The organism is Amycolatopsis eburnea, from assembly GCF_003937945.1.
In the GTDB taxonomy this organism is placed as follows: domain Bacteria; phylum Actinomycetota; class Actinomycetes; order Mycobacteriales; family Pseudonocardiaceae; genus Amycolatopsis; species Amycolatopsis eburnea.
Window position 1 is genome coordinate 355,245 of the sequence record NZ_RSEC01000048.1, and the last position, 21,886, is coordinate 377,130.

At 70.6% G+C, this 21,886-nt stretch carries 21 protein-coding genes; 6 read left to right on the forward strand and 15 right to left on the reverse strand.

The genetic code is table 11. The features are described from left to right. Nucleotides 1-15: 15 nt before the first annotated feature. Nucleotides 16-2,499, forward strand: coding sequence for a DNA gyrase/topoisomerase IV subunit A (locus EIY87_RS23100; RefSeq protein WP_125311592.1), 2,484 nt, complete (start codon nucleotides 16-18; stop codon nucleotides 2,497-2,499). A 49-nt stretch (nucleotides 2,500-2,548) separates the two neighbouring features. On the opposite strand, the gene EIY87_RS23105 is transcribed toward EIY87_RS23100, so the two are convergent. The 8 genes from EIY87_RS23105 to EIY87_RS23140 all read right to left on the reverse strand — a co-directional run bounded on the left by EIY87_RS23105 (nucleotide 2,549) and on the right by EIY87_RS23140 (nucleotide 11,626). Further along, on the reverse strand, nucleotides 2,549-3,730 hold the full coding sequence (locus EIY87_RS23105; RefSeq protein ID WP_125311594.1) for an acyl-CoA dehydrogenase family protein: 1,182 nt from the start codon (nucleotides 3,728-3,730) through the stop codon (nucleotides 2,549-2,551). Then, nucleotides 3,727-4,596 carry an SDR family oxidoreductase gene (locus EIY87_RS23110; RefSeq protein WP_125311596.1) on the reverse strand — a complete coding sequence of 290 codons (870 nt, stop codon included), beginning with the start codon at nucleotides 4,594-4,596 and terminating at the stop codon, nucleotides 3,727-3,729. The genes EIY87_RS23105 and EIY87_RS23110 overlap by 4 nt, the downstream gene beginning before the upstream one ends. After that, complete coding sequence (locus EIY87_RS23115) at nucleotides 4,596-5,429, reverse strand: MaoC/PaaZ C-terminal domain-containing protein (RefSeq protein ID WP_125311598.1); 834 nt, start codon at nucleotides 5,427-5,429, stop codon at nucleotides 4,596-4,598. The genes EIY87_RS23110 and EIY87_RS23115 overlap by 1 nt, the downstream gene beginning before the upstream one ends. After that, on the reverse strand, nucleotides 5,426-5,857 hold the full coding sequence (locus EIY87_RS23120) for a type II toxin-antitoxin system Rv0910 family toxin (protein WP_125311600.1): 432 nt from the start codon (nucleotides 5,855-5,857) through the stop codon (nucleotides 5,426-5,428). Before EIY87_RS23120 ends, EIY87_RS23115 begins: the two co-directional genes overlap by 4 nt. Before the next feature lie 8 nt (nucleotides 5,858-5,865). Beyond that, nucleotides 5,866-7,050, reverse strand: a complete 1,185-nt coding sequence (locus EIY87_RS23125) for a lipid-transfer protein (RefSeq protein WP_125311602.1) — start codon at nucleotides 7,048-7,050, stop codon at nucleotides 5,866-5,868. Between the two features lie 70 nt (nucleotides 7,051-7,120). Continuing rightward, the gene (locus tag EIY87_RS23130) at nucleotides 7,121-8,425 is read right to left on the reverse strand and encodes a glycoside hydrolase family 1 protein (RefSeq protein WP_125311604.1); all 1,305 of its coding nucleotides are present in this window, start codon (nucleotides 8,423-8,425) and stop codon (nucleotides 7,121-7,123) included. Between the two features lie 69 nt (nucleotides 8,426-8,494). Next, nucleotides 8,495-9,766: a ThuA domain-containing protein gene (locus tag EIY87_RS23135; protein ID WP_125311606.1), complete on the reverse strand. Its 1,272-nt coding sequence runs from the start codon at nucleotides 9,764-9,766 to the stop codon at nucleotides 8,495-8,497. Nucleotides 9,767-9,796: 30 nt separating this feature from the next. Further along, a complete protein-coding gene (locus tag EIY87_RS23140; RefSeq protein ID WP_125311608.1) occupies nucleotides 9,797-11,626 on the reverse strand; it encodes a glycoside hydrolase family 3 protein in 1,830 nt (609 codons plus the stop codon). 154 nt (nucleotides 11,627-11,780) lie between these two features. On the opposite strand from EIY87_RS23140, the gene EIY87_RS23145 reads away from it, so the two are divergent. After that, nucleotides 11,781-12,272 (forward strand): mycothiol transferase, encoded by a 492-nt coding sequence (locus EIY87_RS23145; RefSeq protein WP_125311610.1) that lies wholly within the window; start codon nucleotides 11,781-11,783, stop codon nucleotides 12,270-12,272. Nucleotides 12,273-12,276: 4 nt separating this feature from the next. Here the strand turns inward: EIY87_RS23145 and EIY87_RS23150 are convergent, their stop codons facing one another. The 6 genes from EIY87_RS23150 to EIY87_RS23175 form a co-directional block, all read right to left on the reverse strand. After that, nucleotides 12,277-12,771 (reverse strand): YbaB/EbfC family nucleoid-associated protein, encoded by a 495-nt coding sequence (locus tag EIY87_RS23150; RefSeq protein WP_125311612.1) that lies wholly within the window; start codon nucleotides 12,769-12,771, stop codon nucleotides 12,277-12,279. Nucleotides 12,772-12,776: 5 nt separating this feature from the next. Then, nucleotides 12,777-13,157, reverse strand: a complete 381-nt coding sequence (locus EIY87_RS23155; protein WP_125311614.1) for a YbaB/EbfC family DNA-binding protein — start codon at nucleotides 13,155-13,157, stop codon at nucleotides 12,777-12,779. Nucleotides 13,158-13,160: 3 nt separating this feature from the next. Then, complete coding sequence (locus tag EIY87_RS23160; protein WP_125311616.1) at nucleotides 13,161-14,288, reverse strand: C40 family peptidase; 1,128 nt, start codon at nucleotides 14,286-14,288, stop codon at nucleotides 13,161-13,163. Then, nucleotides 14,285-14,635: a hypothetical protein gene (locus EIY87_RS23165; protein WP_125311618.1), complete on the reverse strand. Its 351-nt coding sequence runs from the start codon at nucleotides 14,633-14,635 to the stop codon at nucleotides 14,285-14,287. The genes EIY87_RS23160 and EIY87_RS23165 overlap by 4 nt, the downstream gene beginning before the upstream one ends. A 111-nt stretch (nucleotides 14,636-14,746) precedes the next feature. Beyond that, complete coding sequence (locus tag EIY87_RS23170; protein ID WP_125311620.1) at nucleotides 14,747-15,490, reverse strand: DsbA family protein; 744 nt, start codon at nucleotides 15,488-15,490, stop codon at nucleotides 14,747-14,749. A 72-nt stretch (nucleotides 15,491-15,562) separates the two neighbouring features. Next, a complete protein-coding gene (locus EIY87_RS23175; protein ID WP_125311795.1) occupies nucleotides 15,563-16,069 on the reverse strand; it encodes a MauE/DoxX family redox-associated membrane protein in 507 nt (168 codons plus the stop codon). 88 nt (nucleotides 16,070-16,157) lie between these two features. On the opposite strand from EIY87_RS23175, the gene EIY87_RS23180 reads away from it, so the two are divergent. From EIY87_RS23180 to EIY87_RS23195, 4 genes are all read left to right on the forward strand, one after another. After that, nucleotides 16,158-16,988, forward strand: a complete 831-nt coding sequence (locus EIY87_RS23180) for a glutamate ABC transporter substrate-binding protein (protein WP_125311622.1) — start codon at nucleotides 16,158-16,160, stop codon at nucleotides 16,986-16,988. Then, nucleotides 16,985-19,420 carry an ATP-dependent helicase HrpB gene (gene hrpB, locus EIY87_RS23185; RefSeq protein ID WP_125311624.1) on the forward strand — a complete coding sequence of 812 codons (2,436 nt, stop codon included), beginning with the start codon at nucleotides 16,985-16,987 and terminating at the stop codon, nucleotides 19,418-19,420. The genes EIY87_RS23180 and hrpB overlap by 4 nt, the downstream gene beginning before the upstream one ends. 99 nt (nucleotides 19,421-19,519) lie before the next feature. Then, nucleotides 19,520-20,434, forward strand: a complete 915-nt coding sequence (locus tag EIY87_RS23190; RefSeq protein WP_125311626.1) for an ATP-binding cassette domain-containing protein — start codon at nucleotides 19,520-19,522, stop codon at nucleotides 20,432-20,434. Further along, nucleotides 20,431-21,195, forward strand: coding sequence for an ABC transporter permease (locus tag EIY87_RS23195; RefSeq protein ID WP_125311628.1), 765 nt, complete (start codon nucleotides 20,431-20,433; stop codon nucleotides 21,193-21,195). Before EIY87_RS23190 ends, EIY87_RS23195 begins: the two co-directional genes overlap by 4 nt. Nucleotides 21,196-21,313: 118 nt before the next feature. On the opposite strand, the gene EIY87_RS23200 is transcribed toward EIY87_RS23195, so the two are convergent. Next, on the reverse strand, nucleotides 21,314-21,847 hold the full coding sequence (locus EIY87_RS23200) for a TetR/AcrR family transcriptional regulator (protein ID WP_191984220.1): 534 nt from the start codon (nucleotides 21,845-21,847) through the stop codon (nucleotides 21,314-21,316). Nucleotides 21,848-21,886: the final 39 nt, after the last annotated feature.

Genomic DNA, 21,886 nt, shown 5'->3' on the forward strand with positions numbered 1-21,886 from the left:
CCAAGGAGTTCTGCCGTGGCACGCCGCAAAGGCACCAGCACCAAGGTCGATCCCAGCGCGTTCGACTCCGCCGGCGCGAACGTCTTCGACAACTCGCTGAAGACGGAGATCGAGGACTCGTACCTGGAGTACGCGTATTCGGTCATCCACTCCCGCGCCCTGCCGGACGCGCGTGACGGATTGAAGCCGGTCCACCGCCGGATCCTGTACTCGATGAACGAGAACGGCTACCGCCCGACGCACGCTTACGTGAAGTCGTCCCGCGTGGTCGGCGACGTGATGGGCAAGTACCACCCGCACGGCGACGTCGCGATCTACGACGCGATGGTGCGGCTGGCGCAGGACTTCTCGCTGAACGTCCCGCTCATCGACGGCCACGGCAACTTCGGTTCGCCCGACGACGGCCCGGCCGCTTCGCGGTACACCGAAGCGCGGATGTCGCCCGAGGCGATGCAGCTGGTCGGCGAGCTGGGCGAGGAGACCGTCGACTTCCGGCCCAACTACGACGGTTCGCTGCAGGAACCGTCCGTGCTGCCGGCGGCGTTCCCGAACCTGCTGGTCAACGGCACGTCCGGGATCGCGGTCGGGATGGCGACCAACATGATCCCGCACAACCTCGGCGAGGTCATCGCGGCGGCGCGGTGGCTGATCACGCACCCGACCGCCACGCTCGACAAGCTGATGGAGTTCGTGCCGGGCCCGGACCTGCCGACCGGCGGCAGCCTGCTGGGCCTCGACGAGGTCCGCCGCGCGTACGAGACCGGCCGCGGCGTGGTCCGGATGCGCGCGAACTGCGAGACCGGGCCTCTCGAAGGCAGCCGCGGCCGGCAGGCGATCACCGTCACCGAGCTGCCCTACGGCGTCGGGCCGGAGAAGGTGATCGAGAAGATCACCGACGAGGTCAACAAGTCCAAGCGGCTCACCGGCATCGCCGACGTCAAGGACCTCACCGACCGCGAGAACGGCACGCGGCTGGTCATCGAGTGCAAGGTCGGCGTCAACCCGCAGGCCCTGCTGGCGGACCTGTACCGGCTGACGCCGCTGGAGCAGTCGTTCGGCATCAACAACCTGGTGCTCGTCGACGGCCAGCCGCAGACGCTGGGCCTGAAGGAGCTGCTGGAAGTCTTCCTCCGGCACCGCTACGACGTCGTCACGCGGCGCACGAGGTACCGCCGCCGCAAGCGCGAAGAGCGGCTGCACCTGGTCGAGGGCCTGCTGGTCGCCCTGCTGAACATCGACAAGGTGATCCGGCTCATCCGCGAGAGCGAGAACGCCGCGGCCGCGAAGGACGGCCTGATGAAGCGGTTCAAGCTCTCGGAGATCCAGGCGACGTACATCCTGGACACGCCGCTGCGCCGCCTCACGAAGTACGACCGGCTCGAGCTGGAGTCGGAGCAGGACCAGCTGCGCGACGAGATCGCGGAGCTGACCAAGATCCTGGACGACGAGTCGGTGCTGAAGAAGCTCGTCTCGGCGGAGCTGGCGAAGATCGCGAAGGACTTCCCGACCGAGCGCCGCACGGCCCTGATCGACGGCGATCTGAAGGAGGTCCTGGCCGCGTCGAAGCCGTCGGGCCCGCTCGAAGTCGCGGACGACCCGTGCCAGGTCATCCTGTCGGCGACCGGCCTGGTCGCGCGCACGGCGGCCGAGTCGGAGGAAGCGACGGAGACGCGTCGCCGCAACGGCCGCGTGAAGCACGACGCGGTCGCGGCGGTCGTGCACACCACGGCCCGCGGCCAGGTCTTGCTGGTGACCACCCGCGGCCGCGCGTTCAAGACGGACGTGCTGCCGTTGCCGGTCCTCCCGGAACAGGCGGGCACGGTCTCCCTGCGCGGCGGCATGGCGGCCCGTGAGCTGGTCCCGCTGGAGAAGGGCGAGACCGTCATCGGCATCGCGCCCCTCGGCGACCAGGCGGCGGGCTCCCCCGGCCTGGCACTGGGCACCCGGGCCGGCGTGGTGAAGATCTGCGCCCCGGAGTGGCCGGTCCGCTCGGACGAGTTCGAAGTGATCTCCCTGAAGGACGGCGACGAAGTCGTCGGAGCCACGTGGCTGACGGACGGCACGGAGACGCTGGCGTTCGTGTCCTCGGAGGCGTCCCTGCTGAAGTACGCGGCTTCCCTGGTCCGCCCGCAGGGCCTGAAGGGCGGCGGCATGGCGGGCATGAACGTGGGTTCGGGCTCCGTGGTGTTCTTCGGCGCGATCCGCACGGACGACGACGAACACGGCGAACCCCTGGTGATCACGGCCACCGGCCAGAGCGTGAAGGTGACGCCGTTCAGCGAGTACCCGGCGAAGGGCCGGGCCACCGGCGGTGTCCGGGCCCAGCGTTTCCTGAAGGGCGAAACGGCCCTGCGGGTGGCCTGGATCGGCCCCCGCCCGGCGGGTGCGGCGAAGAACGGCGACCCGGTGGAACTCCCGGAGATCGATGTCCGCCGCGACGGCTCGGGTCACGCCCACCCCGGCCCGGACGTGGTGGGCCACCTGATCGAACGGGGCTGAGGCTCGTGAGGGTGAACCAGGGTTTCCCCTGTTTCACCCTCACGGCCCCTCAGGCCAGCAGGGCCTTCGCGATGTGCGTCACCTGGATCTCGTTGCTGCCCGCGTAGATCATCAGCGACTTCGCGTCCCGCGCGAGCTGCTCGACCCGGTACTCGGCCATGTAGCCGTTCCCGCCGAACAGCTGGACCGCCTCCATCGCCACCTCCGTCGCGGCCTCGGACGAATACAGCTTCATCGCCGACGCCTCGGCCAGCGAGGGCCGCTTTCCCGCGCGGGCCTTGGCCACCGCCTGGAACACCATGTTCTGGACGTTGACCCGGGCCACTTCCATCTTCGCCAGCTTGAGCTGGATCAGCTGGAACCGCCCGATCTCATGGCCCCACAGCTTCCGGGACTTGGCGTAGCCGACGCACAGCCGCAGGCACTCGTTGATGATCCCCAGCGACAGCGCCGCCACGCCGACCCGCTCGGCCACGAAACTCTCCCGGGCGCTCTCGGCACCCGACGAGGAAAGCAGCCGGTCGGCGCCCAGCCGGACGTCGTCGAAGAACAGCTCGCCGGTCGGGGACGACATCATCCCCATCTTCTTGAACGGCTTGCCCTGCACGAAGCCCGGCATCCCGCGGTCCAGCACGAACGTCAGCACCGGCCGGTCACGGACCGGCGATCCGTCGTCCAGCTTCGCGTAGACCACCACCGTGTCCGCGAACGGACCGTTCGTGATGAAGGTCTTCCGCCCGTTCAGCACGTACTCGTCGCCGTCGCGGCGGACCGTGGTCTGCATGCCGCCGAAGGCGTCCGAGCCCGAGTCCGGTTCCGTGATCGCCCACGCGCCGATCTTCTCGAACGTCGCCAATCCCGGCAGCCAGCGTTCCTTCTGCTCCTGCGAGCCCTTCGCCAGGATCGTCGCCGCGGCCAGGCCCAGCGAAACACCCAGTGAGGCCACGATGCCGAGGCTCACGCCGGCCAGCTCGCTGATCGCGATCAGCGCCAAGGTCTCCTGCCCACCCAGCGAACCGGGCGAAGAAGACCCCCGCGAGGAAGACAGCAGCTTCGAAACCGCCTCCGCCGCCATGACGTCCAGCCCGAACGCCGCGTACAGCTTGCGGATGATGTCGTACGGCGGCAGCGCACCGCTCTCCAGCTCGTCCAGGTGCGGCCGGATCTCCTTGGCGATGAAGTCCCGGATCGAGTCGCGGACCAGCAGGTCCGTCTCCGACCACTCGATCACGGCAGCCTCGCCGCGATGTCGTCGATCTCCCACGGGCCGTCGGTCTCGATCACCTTGACGTCGTGCCAGCCCGCCAGCTCCGAGATCGCGCCGCCCTGGACCGCGAAGACCTTCCCGGTCAGCGTGCACTTCTCCGAAGCCAGGTAGGCCACCAGCGGCGAGATGTTCGCCGGCGAGAAGGCGTCGAACTCGCCCTCGGCGACCGGGGCCGCGAAGATCGCGCCCATCCCCGGCGTCGCCAGTGTCAGCCGGGTGCGGGCGATCGGGGCGATCGCGTTCACGCGCACGCCGTAGCGCTCCAGTTCGGCCGCCGCCACCAGCGTCATCGCCGCGATGCCCGCCTTTGCCGCGCCGTAGTTGAGCTGGCCGGCGTTCGGCAGGGTCACCCCGGACGCCGACGCCGTGTTGACCACCGACGCCGCCACCGGCGAGCCCGCCTTCGACGCCGACTTCCAGTACGCCGCCGCGTGGTGCAGGACCGCCGCGTGGCCCTTGAGGTGGACCGCGATGACGTCGTCCCACTGCTGCTCGGTGATGCCCGCGACGAACGCGTCGCGCAGGATGCCCGCGTTGTTCACCACGACGTCCAGCCGGCCGAACTCCGTCACGGCCTGCTCCACCAGCTCCGCCGCGCCCGCCCAGGACGTCACGCTCGACGTGTTCCCGACCGCCGAGCCACCCAGTGCGCGGATTTCCGCGACCACCGAGGACGCCGGGCCGTCGTCCGCGCCGCTCCCGTCGTTGCCGCCGCCCAGGTCGTTGACGACGACCGACGCGCCTTCCCGTGCGAACAGCAGTGCGTGTTCGCGGCCGATGCCCCGGCCCGCGCCGGTGATCAGCGCGACGCGCCCGTCCAGTGCGCCCATCAGTTCTCTCCGATCTCGGCGAGGCCGTCCTTGATCACCAGGGCGTCCCCCATGGTGGTTTCGAAGGCGTACGAACCGGGTCCGGCCGCCCAGATCGACGTCGTCAGGTCCCGGCCCGGCAGTACCGGGGCGGCGAAGCGGACGGCGAGGCGGCGCAGCCGGCCCGCCGGGGCCACCTCGGTCAGCACGGCCCACGACGTGAACGCCATCGTGCAGAGCCCATGCGCGATGATCCCCGGCAACCCGGCCGCCTTCGCGACCTCTTCGTCGAGGTGGATCGGCATCGGGTCGCCGGCCGCCGGGCCGTAGCGGTAGGTCTGGTCGTCGTCGACGTGCTGGACAACCTTCGCGACCGGAGGCGAAGACCGCAGCGCATCGTCGAAGCGGTGCGACGGCCCGAGCGTGCCCCGCTTCTCCCCGGTGTCGAAGCCGCGCACGAAGAACGTCACGTACTGCTCGTTCACCAGCGCACCGGAAGCGGACCGGCATTCGAGGTAGACGGTCGCCCGCGTGCCCTTCGGCAGTCCCTCGTAGCCGGTCATCTTCGCTCGCGACACCAGTTCGTCGCCGGGCCGGATCGGGCGGTGGAAGCGGAAGTCCTGCTCGCCGTGCAGCACCTTCCCGAACAGGGACGGCGGCACGACCTCGAGCGCCGGTTCCAGCAGCGACTGGAACACCGGCACGATCGCGAACACCGGGCTCGCGACGTCACCCGAGGCGTGCGCCGGGATCGGGTCGTTGGTCGCCGCCGCGTACTCGATCAGTCGCTCGCGCGTCACGTCGAACGACACCGGCGAAGTCCACTTGCCGAGCCCGGCCGGATCGAACTTCACGCGACCAGCGCCTTGAACTTCTCGAGGGACTCGTCGAGGTTCTTCTTGCCGTCCTTCTCCACGGCCTTGCCGAGCGCGCCGACGATCATCTGGCCGGTGAACTCGGCGTCGATGCTCGCGGCCGAGCCGGACCCGGCCGCCGCCACCGAGAGCGAGAAGCTGATCTTCACCCCGGCCATCCCGGTTCCGGAGATGACCAGCCGGTGCGGGGCGTCGTAGGTGTCGACGGTCCAGGTGATCGTGTTCGCCATCCCGAGCATCGTGACCACCTCGGACACCTGCGAGCCCTGCGAGAACTCCGCGGGAACGTCCCCCTTCCACTTGGTGTGGATGGTCAGCCACTTCTCGAAGTTGTTCGGGTTCGAGAACTCCGCCCACACCTTGTCCGGCGCGGCGGGCAGTTCGACGGTCGCGCTGATCCGGCCCATGGTTTCTCCTAAGCTCGCTGGTAGGCGGTGACGACGGCGGCGCCACCGAGTCCGATGTTGTGCTGCAGGGCGGCGCGCACGTCCGGGACCTGCCGCCGGTCCGCGTCGCCGCGCAGCTGCCAGGTGAGCTCGGCGCACTGGGCGAGCCCCGTGGCGCCGAGCGGGTGTCCCTTCGAGATCAGGCCGCCGGACGGGTTGACGACCCAGCGGCCGCCGTACGTCGTGTCGCCGGCGTCGACCAGGTGGCCGCCCTCGCCCTCTTCGCAGAGCCCGAGCGCTTCGTAGGTCAGCAGTTCGTTCGCGGAGAAGCAGTCGTGCAGCTCGACGACCTGGAAGTCCGCGGGCCCGAGCCCGGCCTGGTCGTACACGCTGAGCGCGGCCTGCCGGGTCATGTCGTAGCCGACGATGTTCTTCGCGCTGCCGTCGAAGGTGCTGCGGAAGTCGGTGGTCAGCGCCTGCCCGACGATCTCGACCGCCCGGCCCGCGAGGTCGTGGTCCGCCACGAAGGACTCACTCGCCAGGATCGCCGCGCCGGAGCCGTCCGACGTCGGCGAGCACTGGAGCTTCGTGAGCGGGTCGTAGATCATCCGCGACGCCAGGATGTCCTCGAGCGAGTACACGTCCTGGAACTGCGCGTACGGGTTGTTCACCGAGTGCCGGTGGTTCTTCTCGCCGATCTTCGCGAAGTGCTCGGCGGTGGTCCCGTACTTCGCCATGTGCTCGCGGCCGGCGGCGCCGAACATCCACGGCGCCGGCGGGAACAGCACCTCGGAGATCTCCGCGAGGGCCTGGAGGTGGTTGCCGAGCGGCTGCTCGCGGTCGTCGTAGGTCGACGCGAGCGAGCCCGGCTGCATCTTCTCGAAGCCCAGCGCGAGCACGCAGTCCGCGCGGCCGCCGCGGATCGCCTCCGCGGCGAGGTACAGCGCGGTCGAGCCGGTGGAGCAGTTGTTGTTGACGTTGACCACGGGGATCCCGGTCATCCCCAGCTCGTAGACCGCGCGCTGTCCCGATGTCGACTCGCCGTAGACGTAGCCGACATACGCTTGCTGGACGACGTCGTACGCGACGCCGGCGTCTTCGAGCGCGTTGGTGCCGGCCTCCCGGGCCATCTGCGGGTAGTCCCAGCCTTCGCGCCGCCCGGGTTTCTCGAACTTCGTCATCCCGACCCCGACGACGTACACCCTGTTCGCCATGCAACAAACATACAGACCGGCATGTATTTATCAAGACCGGACCGCGGACCCGCAGGTCAACGGCGGAAAATCAGCCCAGCGGGACGACCGGACCCGGGTAGCGAGCGGGGTCGAGGCAGCTGCTGAGCCCATCGACGACCGAGCAGAAGCCTGGCGGCCGCACCGGCGTGTACCCGCCCGGGACGCCGTGGTCCGCGATCAGCTGCCGGTAGGCCGAGACGGCGTCCGTCGGCCGCCGGGTCAGCGCCGGATCGCTCGCGGCGTCCACCGTGTACAGGCCGAAGCGCGGCTGGTAGCTACCCCACTCGTAGTTGTCGGTGAGGCTCCAGTAGTTGTAGCCGATCACGTTCACGCCGTCGGCCTTCGCGCGCTGCACCCAGTAGACGTGGTCGCGCAGGTGGTCCGAGCGCGTGTACGCGTCGGGCCGCGCGGCGCCGTTGTCGGTCGGCATCCCGTTTTCGACGACGTAGAGCGGCAGGTTCGGGAACTTCCGCGCGTAGTAGCGCAGCGCGTAGTAGATCCCGTCCGGCTGCGGGGTCACCTTCCAGAACTCGCCGTTGGCCGCGTGCGCGGCGCTGACGTTGTCGAGACTGGCGCCGTAGTAGTAGTCAACGCCGGCGAAGTCCAGCTTGTCCTTCACGTGGTCCAGGAACGACGCGTCCAGCACGCCCTGCACCGCGGGGATGAAGGCGGTGTTGCTGGAGACGAGCGCGCCCGGGTCCAACTGGTGGATGAGGTCGTAGGCGGCGCGGTGCACCTGCACCAGCCGGGACAGCATCCACGGCGCCTTCCACGCGGCGAGCCCGCCGTTGCTGATCTCCTGCTGCAGGTAGACGGTCGGCTCGTTGATCGTGATCCACAGCGCGCCAAGCCCCTTGTACCGCTCGACGACGCGGCGGGCGTTGGCGAGCCAGGCGTCGCGCGTGCGGTCGGTGTCCCAGCCGCCCTGGTCGGCGACCCAGCCCGGGTAGACCCAGTGGTCGAGGGTGATCATCGGCCGCATCCCCGCGGCGACGACGCGCCGGACGACGTCGTCGTAGTACGCGAGTTCCGCCTGGTCGACCTGGCCGGGCCGGGGTTCGATCCGCGCCCATTCGACGCTGAAGCGGAAGACGTTCACGCCGAGTTGCTTCGCGCGTTCGATGTCCTCGGCGTAGCGGTGCCGGAAGTCGACGGCGTCGCGGTAGGGCTCCTTGCTCGACGACGTCTTCGCCTGCTCGTAGCGGCGCCAGTTGCTGTCGGGCGCCGAACCCTCCGACTGGTACCCCGAGGTCGCGACGCCCCAGAAGAACGCCGGTGACGCGACCGCGGGTGTCACCCCGGCGAGCGTGCCCGCCACCAATGCCAGAACGACGACGAGAGCTCGGCGCACCACAGCACCCTCCTCAGCCAACGTGAAGGTCGTTCATGTTAGCCGAGGAGGGGCCGCGGCGCACTCCGCTCGTCAGGCGACCTTGAACGACTGAGCGGCGCTGCCGTCACAGGTCGACTGGACCAGCTGGACGCTGTCGGCGGTCGACGCGCCCGGCACGGTCAGGCACTTGCCGCTGTGGCGGACGACGAAGTGGTAGTACCCGCTGCCCTCGGACACCGGCTGCCACTGCTGGTTGTTCCCGCCACTGTAGGACCACAACTGCAGCCCGGCGTTGTCCGTCGTCGCCACGTCGGTGACGTCGATGACCTCGGCCGGGTTGGTGCGGTTGTTGATCCGGTCGAAGCCGCCGCTGGTCGGCGCGAACTGGTACTGCTGCGCCGTCGTGCCGTTGCAGGTGTACTGCTGGACCACGGTGCCGTTGGTGCTGCCCGCGGCCCGCGCGTCGACGCACTTGCCGGACGCCTTGTTCGTCACCGCGTACCAGGCCGACGGGTCGATCGTGCCGTCCGGCGGCGGGGTGGTCGTGCCGCCGCCACCGAGCCACTTCAGGCCGTCGAGCAGGAAGCGGTTCTGGTCGGCGCTTTCGAACGTCGACGACAGCGCGGTGTTCGTGTCGTAGTTCATCGCGTTGTGGCCGAAGTTCGAGTAGATCATCTTGTAGTTCTTGTTCGTCCACGAGATCGGGTAGTACCCGCTGTACCAGGTCTGGTTCGGGTCGCTGCCGATCGGGAAGGTGGAGGAGTCCATCGACGCCAGGATGGTGATGTTCGGGTTCTGGCGCAGGTCGTTCTGCCAGGCGTACCACTCCGACGTCGAGGACTTGATGGTCGAGGGCAGGTTCACCGTCGACGGGTGCGTGCGGTTCTCGATCTTCAGCGTCTCCGGCGTCGGGCCCCACGTGTTCGACGTGAAGCGCCCGGTGCCGAGGAAGTCGTTGTGGAACCAGTTGGCGTACGACGGCGTCGAGCTGTCGTTGTAGGCCGTGACGTGGAAGCCGTAGAACGCGCCGCCGGCCTGCATGTACCGCTGGAAGCCCTGGAACTGCGCTTGCGACTGCGGCTGGTCGTCGAGGAACAAGACGACCTGGTACTGGCTGGGCGTAATGGTCGTCAGCTGGTTCCAGTTGTTCGTCGCCGTGTAGGTGAAGCCGTTGGCCGCCGCCTGCTGCGGGAACCAGTTGTTGGCCTCTTTCTCGAAACTGATGTGCGCGGCGTCGTAGGTGCCGCTGTAGAACGCGAGCACCTTGAACGGCGTCGCGGCTTCCACGGCCGGGCCGGCGAAGCTCAGCCCCAGGCAGGCTGCGAAGAACGCCAATATTCTGATCAGCGGACGGCGGGACATCGCGGGTTCCTTCCGGTGGGGGACGGGGGATCACCAGTGGCGCGGGTAGTGCAGGCCGAAACCGAACGGGAACAATGCGGGCTTGCCGTCGCCGACGTTGATCGGTTGCTGGTCGGCACTGCGCATCCAGGTCACCGGCAACTTGCCGGTGGGGTTGTAGTCACCGAAGAGGACGTCGGCGACGCCTTGGCCTTCGCTGCCGGGCAGCCACGATTCGACGAGCCCGGCCCAGTCCGGCAGCTGAGCGCCGATGTCGAGCGGGCGCCCGGACACGAGCACGACCACCGTGGGCACACCGGAGTCCTTCAGCTTCTGCAACGTCGCGAGGTCCGCGGCGTCCAGCCCCATCCCTTGTGGACGGTCGCCCTTTCCTTCGGCGTAGGGCGTTTCGCCGATGACCGCGACGGCGACGTCGTAGCTCGGGTCGATCCCGGTGCCGTCCTCGGCGTAGGTCACCGTCGACGACTTGCTCTTGATGCCCTGCAGGATGGTGGTGCCCGGGATGACCGGGCCACTGGTCCCCTGCCAGCCGACCGTCCAGCCGCCGGACTGGTTCCCGATGTCGTCGGCGCTCTTGCCGGCGACGAAGATCTTTTCGTGCCGCTTGGCCAGCGGCAGGACGCCGTCCTCGTTCTTCAGCAGCACCTGGGATTCCCGGACGGCCTGGCGGGCAAGGTCGCGGTGCTGCTTGCTGCCGATGGTGCCCAGGAAGCGCCGGTCGGTCAGCGGGTGCTCGAACAGGCCGAGCTCGAACTTCTTGGTGAGGATGCGCTTGTTCGCGTCGTCGATCCGGGACATCGGCACGCGCCCGTCCTGGACGAGGGCGCACAGCGTGTCGATGAACTTCCGCCACTCGAAGGGCACCATCACCATGTCGATGCCGGCGTTGATGGCCGCTTCGACCTCTTCGGGGGTGAAGCCGCTCTTGCCGTCGATCTTGTCGACGCCGTTGTAGTCCGAAACGACGATCCCGCTGAAGCCGAGCTCCTTCTTGAGGACGTCGTTGATCAGGTACGCGCCGGCGTGCATCTTGATGCTGTTCCAGCTGCTGTAGGAGATCATCACCGAGCCGACCCCGCGCTGGACCGCGGCCTTGAACGGCGGCAGGTGGATCGCACGCAGCTCCTGCTCGCTGATCTCGGTGTTGCCTTCGTTGACGCCGCCGGTGGTGCCGCCGTCGCCGACGTAGTGCTTGGCGGTGGCCAGCACCGAGCCGGGCCGGTCCAGGCGGTTGCCCTGCAGGCCGGCGATGATCGACGTCATCGCGGTGGCCAGCTGCGGCACCTCGCCGAACGACTCGTAGGTGCGGCCCCAGCGGTCGTCGCGGGCGACGCACAGGCAGGGCGCGAAGTCCCAGTCGATGCCGGTGCCGGACACCTCTTCCGCCGTGGCGCGGCCGATGCGTTGCACGAGGTTCGGATCGCGCGTCGCGCCGAGGCCGATGTTGTGCGGGAAGACGGTGGCGCCGTAGAGGCCGTTGTGCCCGTGGACGGCGTCGACGCCGTAGATGAGCGGGATCCCCAACGGCGTGGCGAGCGCGGCCTGCTGGAAGCCGTCGTACATGTCGGCCCAGGTGACGGGCGTGTTCGGCGTCGGCTGCGAACTGCCGCCGGAGAGCAGCGAACCGAGCCGCCCGGTGGTGACGTCGGCCGGGCCGGTGACGCCGAGCCGCTCGGCCTGCATCATCTGGCCGAGCTTGTCGTCGAGGGTCATCCGGGACATCAGGTCGGCGACGCGGACCTTCACCGGTCGCCAGGAATCCTTGTACGCCGGGGTGTTCCCGGCGAGGGCGGTGGTTTCCGAAGCCAGCAGCAGCCCGACAGCGAGCGCGCCGACCCCCAGCCTGCGTCCGAGGCCCATTCGGGTCCTCCTCGTCGAGAGACCAAAATTCACGCCTTGAATTAATGCATGGACGTTGCCGTTTGGTCCAGACCTCTGCACGAACTCGGGTGCCGCTGAGCGGGATTGTCCGTTGCGGTCACGTTCTGGCCTAATTCGGCTCTACGGTGCGTTCATGACTCGCGAAACCGAAGACCTGCTCGCCCTGCTCGCCGAGGTCCGCAAGCGCTTGCTGATCCCGGTCCGCGACCTCTCCGACACCGACGCGGGCCGCCGCACGACCGTCAGCGAGCTGACCCTGGGCGGCTTGGTCCGGCACCTGGCCACGGGCGAGCGGCTGTGGCTCGAGATCCTGCGCAAGGGTGACGGGGAGCTGCCGGAGGGCATGCTGGACACCGGGCAGTATGCGATGAGCGAGACGCTGTCGCACTGGCTGTCGGAGTACTCGGCGGCCGCCGCCGAGACCGACGCGTACGTGGCTTCGCTGCCCTCACTGGACGTCGAGGTGCGGCTGCCGACGACGCCGTGGTCCCCGCCCGAGCCGCAGTTCTGGTCGGCGCGGCGGATCGTCCTGCACCTGATCCACGAGACGGCGCAGCACGCGGGTCATGCCGACATCCTGCGGGAGTCGCTGGACGGCGCGAACTCCACGGCCCAGCTGGCTTAGCGCGTCAGCGATCCGAGCGCAGGGAAGCCGGGTCGAAGGACTCCCAATACGCGTCCTCGTCCTCGACGCTCGAAACAGCCGGCGCGGCCGCGGGTTCGGCGCCCAGCCGCTCGGCCCGCAGCCGCTGGAACTCCTCGACCGTCATGCCCGGGTCGTCGTCCTCGGCCCGGGCCGGCGCGGGCATGCCCGTCATCTGCTCGATCATGTACGTCACGTCCTCGCCGAGCAGCAAAGCGACCCGGTTGTAAGCGTCCTGGGTCGCTTCACGCATCGCCGCCTGCGCGACCTCGACCACCCGCGGCCCCAGCTGCTCGCCGAGGTTGACCGCCGAAGGGGCCAGCCACAACCGAAGCAGTTTCCCTCGGGCGTCGACCGTTGCCTCGACCTGGCCGTCGACGTCGTGGGCGGTTCCCGAAGCCGCGGCCATCAGATCGTCCACTTTGGACATCGCTGCTTCGCGGGCCCTGGCCTGTTCGATCAGCTGGCGGGTCGTGATCACCGCGGTCACCTCCCGTAGGTGAACGTGTCGGCGTCCGGGTCGTCGTCCGGGATCGGCTCGTAGCCCAGGACGTCCAGCTGTTCCTTGTCCACCACCGGCGCCAGCGCGTGGTACATCCGGTCGCCCGCGCGGCGGGTCGCGCGCTGGGCCAGCTCGAGGATCTGGTCGGCGAGCACCGCCGAGCCGTGCCGGAGCGTCGAGCGGTGGATCGTCAGGCCCGTCAGCAGCCCGCCGGGGGCCACCTGGACCTCGATGGTGCCGTCCGGGGACGCCGCTTTGCCCACCACCGGGCCGGAGCGGGCGAAGCGCGCCGAAGCTTCGGCCTCCGCGCGGTCCGCCTGCTCGGTGATGCGCGCCGTTGCCAGCTCGATGTCGAAGTCAGCCAAGAATCACCCCGTAGGCCGGTAGAAACCGATGAACGACTGCCCCGCGTTGGTGGTGCGGATCTTGCTGATCTGCACCGGGTCGCCGGCTTCGACCATCTGGCCGTCGCCGATCACCATCGCGACGTGGCCGGACCACACGACGAGGTCGCCGGGCAGGAGCTGGTCGATCGAGGGGACCTCGGCGCCGACCGTCTGCTGCGCCGCCGTGCGCGGCAGCTGCAGGCCCGCGTCCTGGTACGACGTCATGGTCAGGCCGCTGCAGTCGAGGCCCTGGCCGCGCGCGGTGCCGCCCCAGACGTAGGGCACGCCGAGCTGCGAAAGCGCGTTGCGCACGGCCTTCGCCGCCGTTTCGTTCGGCGCCATGACCTGCTTGCCGCCGGGGAGGTTGATCGCGACGCCGGAGCCGGGCTGCGGCGGGATCGCGACCGGCAGCCGGGGCTTGTGCACGGCGCCGCCACCGCCGCCGCCACCTCCCCCACCGCCGCCGCCCCCGCCGTCCGAGCCGCCGCCGGAGTAGCCGCTGTTGCTGTTGAACGACGACCCGACGTGCGTCGAAGCCGAGGACGACGACGTCGTCTGCTCGCCGCCGCCCAGCCGCGTGCCGATGTCGGTGAGCTGGTTGATCGTCTGCTCGCTGAAGGTCGCGGCCTGGCCGGTGAGCTGGCTGATCTTCGTCTGCAGCTTCATCAGGATGTCGCGCGACGCGGCGGCGCGGCTTTCCGGCGGCTGGATCGACTTCACCGCCGCCAGCGCCTTCATCGACGCCGAGATCTCCTTGATGATCTGGTCGCGGACCTGGTCGTTCTTGATCTCGCCGACGTGCAGCGCCTCGGCGGCCTCGGTGACGGCCTTCTCGATCTCGGCGCTCTCGTCGAGGAGGTCCTGGACCTCCTTCTCGAGGCTCTGCGACGTCGCGGTGGCGCGGTCGGTCGTCGAGCCCGAGCTGGCCGAGACCAGGTTGACGCGCTGCTCGCCCGCGACGTCGCGGGTGCGGCCCACCGACGTCTGCAGGGCGTAGTGCGCGTCCCGGGCGCCGCCGATCGCGGCCGGGTCGTGGCGCACCTTGTCCGCGAACTGGTTCGTGGTGTCCAGCCCGTGCCGGACGAGCTGGTCGGCGTGGTGCTCGGTCACGCGGTACCCGGCCCGAGGTCGGTGCCGAGCCGCCGCACGACGTCGCCGTGCTCGGCTTCGACGGCCGCGTAGTTGCGGTCGGTCTGGCGGGCGGCTTCGCCGACTTGGCGCCAGCCGCCGCCGACGCGGTGCATCTTCTCCTGCAGCGCGCGCATCCGGCCGCTGTAGGCGCCGGAGAACCCGGATTCGCCGCCCATTTCCGAGAAGCCGTGGCCGCCGAGCGTCACGTGCGGGCCGACGTGCTTGTCCGCGGCACCCTTGACGTCATCACCGAGCGGGTCGACTTCGCGCGCGTACCGCGTGTACGCGCCGTCGTCGACGTGAAACCCCGAATGCGAACCGTCCACTGGCCCTCCCTGTCACCGGGGGTGCGACGTGCGCACGCGACCCCCGGTTCCCCTGCTGCGGGATTCAGCCTAGACCACGCTCCGTACCCGGGTGGGCGAATTGCCCGGAGTTCAGCCGGTGACCTTCTTGAGCCAGTCGGGGTCCTGCCAGGACACGATCGTGCCGTTCGCGGTGACCGTCGGCGTGCCGAAGCCGCGCTGGCCGCCGCCGAAGTCCTGCGCCAGCTTCGGGTCGTTCTCGATCTGCTGGAACGCGGTGTTCAGCTGCTGGTCGTACGTGCCCGCGTTGACCGTCTGCGCGAACGCCGGATCGGTGATCCCGACGTTCTTGCCGAGCTCGATCAGCTGCGCCTTGTCGTAGCCGCGCTTGCCTTCCTCGGGCTGGTTCGCGAACAGCGCGTCGTGGAACTGGACGAACTTGCCGGCGTCGGCCGCGGCCAGCGCCGCGTTCGCCGAGTCGAGCGAGTAGCCGGGCGGGCTCGAGCGCTCGTTCAGCAGCGGCACCATGTGGTAGCGGACCTGCAGCTTGCCGTCGTTGACCGCCTGCTCGACCTGGCTCTTGTACTGCTTCTCGAACTCGCCGCAGATCGGGCAGAGGAAGTCGGCGTAGACGTCGATCGTGGCCTTCGCGCCCGTCTTGCCCACGGTGACCACCACACCGTCACGCTTCTGGGTGACATCATCGCCGAGCGCGCTGGTCGTCTCGCCGGGGCTGATGACCTTGCCCTCGGTCTTGTTCCGGTCCGAAATCGTCCAGATCACGCCGCCGATCACGAGCGCGGCCACGACGACCACGGCCCCGATCCCGATGATCCACTTCCGCTTGTCCCCGGACGCGCCCCTGGCCTGGGCCACCGCCTTGGCTCCCCCGGCCTGCGCGGCCTGACGACGCTTCCGAGCGGTCCGCTCAGCTCCACCCACTGTGTATCAGTTCCCTTCCGCGATACCCGAGTAGTCGGCCTCGGGCCCGGTGGAGTTCCCGCGACCCCGCGCCAGCCAGCCGTCGACCGACAGCCACGTGCGCGGCCGCGCCAGCAGCCAGACGGCGAGCAGCGCGAACCCGGTGTCGCGGAGGATCTCCTGCGGGTACTCGGTCTGTCCCGCCGCCACCTGGCCGCCGCCGCCGAAGCACCCGCAGTCGATGCTCAGCCCGCGCGCCCACGACTGGGCGATGCCGGCGACGAGCACGACGAGCAGCACCAGCGCGGCGCCGGCGGCCCACCGGGTCGCCAGGCCCGCGAGCAGGAACAGCCCGAGCACGAGTTCGACCAGCGGCAGCGCGATGGCCACCACGTCCGTGAGCGCGTCCGGGAGCACGTCGTACGCCTGCACGGCGATCAGCGTCTGCCCGGGATCCGCCAGTTTCAGCGCACCGGAAACGAGCCAGACGGCCGCGAGCCCGAGCCGGGCGAGCGTGCCGACGGCGTCCAGCACGGGTTGGGACGGTCGCACCACGCACTTAGGCTAACGGGAGGACCTGAGAACCACGTGAGGGCAGGGCAGCGGCGGAGGGAGCGGCTGGATGCGGTGGCGCACGCTCCTCGCTTCGGCGTTGTTGCTGGTCACGGCGTCGGCGTGCGGTCCGGCGAGCGTGTCGCCGACCGACTCGCTGGTCACCCGGGCGAGTGCCACGGATCACCTGACCATCGGCATCCGGTTCGACGCGCCCGGGCTTTCGGAGCACACCCTGGACGGCCGGTTCGTCGGGTTCGACGTCGACGTCGCTACTTTCGTCGCATCGGAACTCGGCGTCGCGGCGAAGGACATCACCTGGCGCGAAACGACGTCGGCGACGCGCGAGACGGACCTGACCTCCGGCGCGGTCGACCTGGTCGTGGCCACCTATTCGATCACCGAGAAGCGCAAGCAGGTCGTCTCGTTCGCCGGGCCGTACTTCACCACCGGCCAGGACCTGCTGGTGCGCCGGACGTCGGCCGACATCACCGGCCCGGAGGCGCTCAACGGGCGGCGGCTGTGCTCGGTCACCGGGTCGACGCCGGCGCAGCAGGTGAAGGACAAGTTCGCCCAGGCCGTCCAGCTGGTCGAGTACCCGCGGTACTCCGACTGCGTGACGGCGCTGCTGGCCGGCCAGATCGACGCGGTCACCACGGACGCGGTGATCCTCGCCGGTTACGTCGCGCGCGACCCGGAGCTGCTGAAGATCGTCGGGAAGCCGTTCTCGGCGGAGAAGTACGGCGTCGGCCTGCGCAAGGACGACACGCAGGGTGTCAACGCCGTCGACGACGCGATCCGGAAGATGATCTCCTCCGGCGAATGGCTCCGCTCGCTCAACGCGAACATCGGGCCGTCCGGTTACCAGCTGCCCCCACCCCCCGAGGTCTCCCCGAAGTGAACCTGCCCGACCTGCCGGTCCGCGCGGTGCTGCCCGACGTGCTTTCCGCGCTGGACGCCCACGGCACCGCGGTCCTCGTCGCCCCGCCCGGCACGGGGAAGACGACGCTGGTGCCGCTCGCGCTGGCTGCGGACGGCGGGCGCGTCGTCGTGGCCGAGCCGCGGCGGCTGGCGGCGCGGGCCGCGGCCGCGCGGATGGCCGCGCTGCTGGGCGAACCGGTCGGCGAGACCGTCGGCTACGCCGTGCGCGGCGACCGGAAGGTGTCTTCGCGGACCCGCGTCGAGGTCGTGACGTCGGGGCTGCTCGTGCGGCGGGTGCAGGGCGATCCGGAGCTGCCCGGCGTGTCGACGGTGCTGCTCGACGAATGCCACGAGCGGCACCTGGACGCGGACCTGCTGCTGGCGCTGCTCCTGGACGTCCGCGCCGGGCTGCGCGACGACCTGCGCCTGCTGGCGACGTCGGCGACGGTCGCGGCCGGGCGGCTGGCGGCGCTGCTCGGGGACGCGCCGGTGGTCACGGCGGAAGCGCCCACCTACCCGATCTCGTACTCGTACCTGCCGCCAGCGCGGGGTGAGCGCGTCGAGGCGTGCGTCGCCCGCGCGGTGCGCACGGCGTTGTCGTCGGGAGAAGGCGACGTGCTCGCGTTCCTGCCCGGGGCCGGGGAGATCGCGCGGACCTCGAACCTCTTGCGACTGTCCGATGTGGACGTCTTGCCGCTGCACGGCCGGTTGTCCGCCACGCACCAGGACGACGCGCTGCGGCCGCGTGACCGGCGGCGCGTCGTGCTGGCGACGGCGGTGGCGGAGTCGAGCCTGACGGTGCCGGGCGTGCGCGCGGTCGTCGACTCGGGACTCGCGCGCGTCCCGCGCGTCGACCACCGGCGCGGGCTGCCCGGGCTGGCGACGGTCCGGGTGTCGGCGGCGGTCGCGACGCAGCGGTCGGGCCGCGCGGGCCGCGAAGGGCCCGGGCGGGCGTACCGCTGCTGGGCGGAGAACGAACAGTCCCTGCTGCCCGCGTACCCCGAGCCGGAAATCCGCACGGCCGAGCTGGCGCGGCTGGCGCTGGAACTGGCGTGCTGGTCGACGCCGGACGGCAGCGGGCTGGCCTGGTGGGACCCGCCGGGCGAGGGCGCGCTGGCAGCGGGCCGGGCGCTGCTGGAGACGCTCGGCGCGACGTCCGGCGGCGTGGTGACCGCACGCGGGCGGCGGATGGCGGAGCTGGGCCTGCACCCGCGGCTGGCGCGGGCGCTGCTGGACGGTGCCGCGGAAGTCGGCGCCCGCAACGCGGCGGAAGTGGTGGCGCTGCTGGACGCGGGCGGCACGCTGACCGACGTCGAAGCCGAACTCCGGCGGCTGCGCTCGGCCGGTGACGACGGTTCCCGCCGCTGGAAACAAGACGCCCGCCGCCTCGAGTCCCTGCTCACTGACCGCAAATCCGTGAAGGCCCCCTTCACGGGCGAAAACGCCGGTAAGGAGGCCTTCACGGCGGATCCCGCGCTGGTCGTCGCGCTCGCGCACCCCGAGCGGCTCGCGAAGCGGCGGCTCGCGAAGCGGCGGCCCGGCGGTGCGCCGGTGTACCTCATGGCGGGCGGCACCGCGGCTGAGCTCCCGCCGGGGAGCGGGCTCGACGCCGAATGGCTGGCCGTCGCCGAAGCGACACGGGACCCCGGCCGCGTCCACGGCACCATCCGCCTCGCCGCGGCCGCCGACGAACGCCTCGCCGTCCGCGCCGGCTCGGTGTCCGAAGTGGACGAAGTCACCTGGGACGGCGACGTCGTCGCCCGGCGCGTCCGGAAGCTGGGCGCCATCGTCCTGTCCGAGAAGCCGCTCAAGGACGCGAACGTCCACGACGCCCTCGTCGCCGGGCTCCGCGCGGAAGGGCTGGGCCTGCTCAAGTGGCGTCCGGACGCGACCCGCCTGCGCGAGCGGCTCGCGTTCCTGCACGAGGTGCTCGGGCCGCCGTGGCCCGCGGTGGACGACGCCGCCCTGCTGTCCGATGTGGACAGCTGGCTGGACCTGTCCGGCGCCCGGCGGAAAGCGGACCTCGCGGCCGTCGACGCCGGCACCGCCCTCAAGGCGCTCCTCCCCTGGCCCGAAGCGGCCAAGCTCGACGACCTCGCCCCGGACCGCCTGGAAGTCCCGTCCGGCTCCCACATCCGCGTCGACTACCGCGGCGACCGGCCCGTCCTCGCCGTGAAGCTGCAGGAGACGTTCGGCTGGACCGAGACGCCCACGCTCGCCGGCGTCCCGGTGGTGCTGCACCTGCTCTCTCCCGCCGGCCGCCCGGCCGCGATCACCGCCGACCTCGCGGGCTTCTGGACCACCGGTTACCCGGCCGTGCGCGCCGACCTGCGCGGCCGCTACCCGAAGCACCCCTGGCCGGAGGACCCGGCCACCGCCGTCCCGACCCGGCACACGTCCCGCCGCCGCTGACCCCTGCCGAAAGTCGGGGGCGGGCCGCGACCGACGTCCGATGCCCGCGGCACCCCGGAAAGCCGAGACTCCCGGTACAGGCCAACACCGGGAGGAACCATGATCACGCTTCGCGCACTCACGAAGCGCTACGGGGAGAAGACAGTCGTCGACGCGCTCACGTGCGACGTCGAACCGGGGCGGGTGACGGGGTTCCTCGGCCCCAACGGCGCCGGGAAGTCGACGACCATGCGGATGACCGTCGGCCTCGACCACCCGCAGGAGGGTGAAGCCCTCGTCGGCGGCCGGCGCTACGCCGAGCTGCGGCATCCGCTGCGCGAAGTCGGCGCGCTGCTGGACGCCAAGGCGTTGCACCCCGGCCGCAGCGCCGGGAAGCACCTGCTGGCGATGGCGCGCAGCAACGGGATCGCGCCGGGCCGCGTCGAGGAGGTCCTGGCGACCGTCGGGCTGTCCGACGTCGCCGGCAAGCGGGCGGGCCAGTTTTCGCTCGGCATGGGGCAGCGGCTCGGGATCGCGGGCGCGCTGCTCGGCGACCCCGGCGTGCTGCTGTTCGACGAGCCGGTCAACGGCCTCGACCCGGACGGCGTCCGCTGGGTCCGCCAGCTGATGCGCTCGCTGGCGGCCGAGGGGCGGACGGTGTTCGTCTCCAGCCACCTGATGAGCGAGATGCAGCTGACCGCGGACCACCTGGTGGTGATCGGCAAGGGCAAGCTGCTGGCCGACGCCCCGGTCGCGGAGTTCATCGCGGGCAACTCCCGCACGACGGTCTCGGTGCGCGTCCCGGCGGCGGCCGAACTCTCCACTTTGGACGCACGGCTGCGCGCCGAAGGCGGGCTGACGCACCCGGGCGAGGCGGGCGAGCTGGTGGTGGACGGCGTCGACGTCACCCGCGTCGGCGACCTGGCGCACGAACTGGGGATCCGCCTGCACGGCCTCACCGAACGGACGGCGTCTCTCGAGCAGGCGTACATGGAACTGACCGCTTCTTCGGTGGAATACGGGGTGTCGGCATGACGACGGCGGTGCGCGGCGCGGTGGCGTCGGAGTGGACGAAGTTCTGGTCGGTCCGGGCCACCTGGTGGTGCCTGGTGACGGCGACGGCCCTGATGCTGGGCTACAGCACGCTGTCGGCGATCGCCCAGAGCTACAACGACGACCCGTTGGGCGCCAACACGATCGCCCTCGGCGGCGGGTTCTACTTGACGCAGTTCGCGGTGCTCGCGCTGGCCACGCTGTTCGTGACGAGCGAATACGCCGGCGGCGGCATCCGCTCGACGCTGCTGTGGACCCCGGTCCGCCCCCGGGTGGTGGCGGCGAAGGCGGCGGTCGTGGTGCCGGTGCTGTTCGTGTTCGGCGTCCTGCTGGCGTGCGCGGGAATGGCGGTGGCGAGCACGGTGAAGGGCGAGCACGGGCTGCCGACGTCGTTCGAAGGCGCGTTCACGACGGCGTCGGGCATGGGCGGGTACTTCGCGTTGCTGGGCCTGCTGTCGACCGGCGTCGGCTGGGCCCTGCGGAGCGCGGCGGGGACGCTGGTGACGGTGATTGTGCTGCTGGTGCCGCTGCCGCTGATCGTGGCTTCGCTGGGACTGCCGGAGCTGGTGGCGTACTTCCCGGGGATCGCCGGGATGAACGCGATGGTGGAGGCGGGGCACCCGAACCCGATCACGATGACGCCGGCGCCGTACGCCCCTTGGGTGGGGTTGGTGGTGTGCGCGGTGTGGGCCGCGGTGGCGCTGGCGGTGGGGACGGCGGTGCTGCGGCGCCGGGACGCCTGAGCGCGAGGGCTCCGGCCGACCGCGATGTCATGAAAGAGTCGTTCACCTCGCCAGACGACATGAACGACCCTTTCATGACATTTGCCGCGACGTCGGGCAGACGCGTCCGGGTGCCCCTTCACCCCACCCCGATCCCCGCCAGGATCTCGCGCGCGCTCTTCACCAGCGCCTCCCGGGAAGGCGGCGCCGAAGCTCCCGCGAGCGCGCCGAAGATCGTGCCCTCCATCCAGTCCACCACGACCGCCGCGTGGCGGACCGGGTCGGTGGAGCCCGCCGCCGCCAGGAAGTCCGCTGCGCGGCGGCGGATCAGCGCTCCTCCCGAGTCGTACTCCGCGCGCAGCTCCGGCCGTCGCGTCGCCTCGAGCGCGAACTCGTACCGGGCCAGCATGCGCGTGCGGCCCGAGGTGATCGCCTCGTGCGCGTAGCCCGCGATGCTCTCCGCCAGGTCACCCGGCGGCGGCGAAACCTGGTCCAGCTCGACGATCCGCGCGAAGGCCAGCGAGAGCAGCGCCGCCCGCGTGCGCGCGTAGTACGACGTCGAGCCCACCGGCAGGCCCGCCGCGCGGTCGACCGCGCGGTGGGTAAGGCCGCGCATGCCCTCCGCCGCGATCACCTCGATGGCCGTGTCGGCGATCACCTCAAGTCGTTCCACCACGCCACTCTACAGGTGTAGAGTCCTCTACACCTGTAG

Coding starts and splice junctions, on each gene's coding strand:
- EIY87_RS23110 (WP_125311596.1), bottom strand. CDS start 4,596: ATGGGCGCACTGGACGGGCGCGTCGCGCTGATCACCGGCGCGGGCCGG.
- EIY87_RS23120 (WP_125311600.1), bottom strand. CDS start 5,857: ATGGGCCGGATCAGCGCGACCGTCGAACTGCCCGCCGCGCCGGACAAG.
- EIY87_RS23125 (WP_125311602.1), bottom strand. CDS start 7,050: ATGGCGAACAGGGTGTACGTCGTCGGGGTCGGGATGACGAAGTTCGAG.
- EIY87_RS23135 (WP_125311606.1), bottom strand. CDS start 9,766: ATGTCCCGCCGTCCGCTGATCAGAATATTGGCGTTCTTCGCAGCCTGC.
- EIY87_RS23140 (WP_125311608.1), bottom strand. CDS start 11,626: ATGGGCCTCGGACGCAGGCTGGGGGTCGGCGCGCTCGCTGTCGGGCTG.
- EIY87_RS23145 (WP_125311610.1), top strand. CDS start 11,781: ATGACTCGCGAAACCGAAGACCTGCTCGCCCTGCTCGCCGAGGTCCGC.
- EIY87_RS23180 (WP_125311622.1), top strand. CDS start 16,158: ATGCGGTGGCGCACGCTCCTCGCTTCGGCGTTGTTGCTGGTCACGGCG.
- EIY87_RS23190 (WP_125311626.1), top strand. CDS start 19,520: ATGATCACGCTTCGCGCACTCACGAAGCGCTACGGGGAGAAGACAGTC.
- EIY87_RS23195 (WP_125311628.1), top strand. CDS start 20,431: ATGACGACGGCGGTGCGCGGCGCGGTGGCGTCGGAGTGGACGAAGTTC.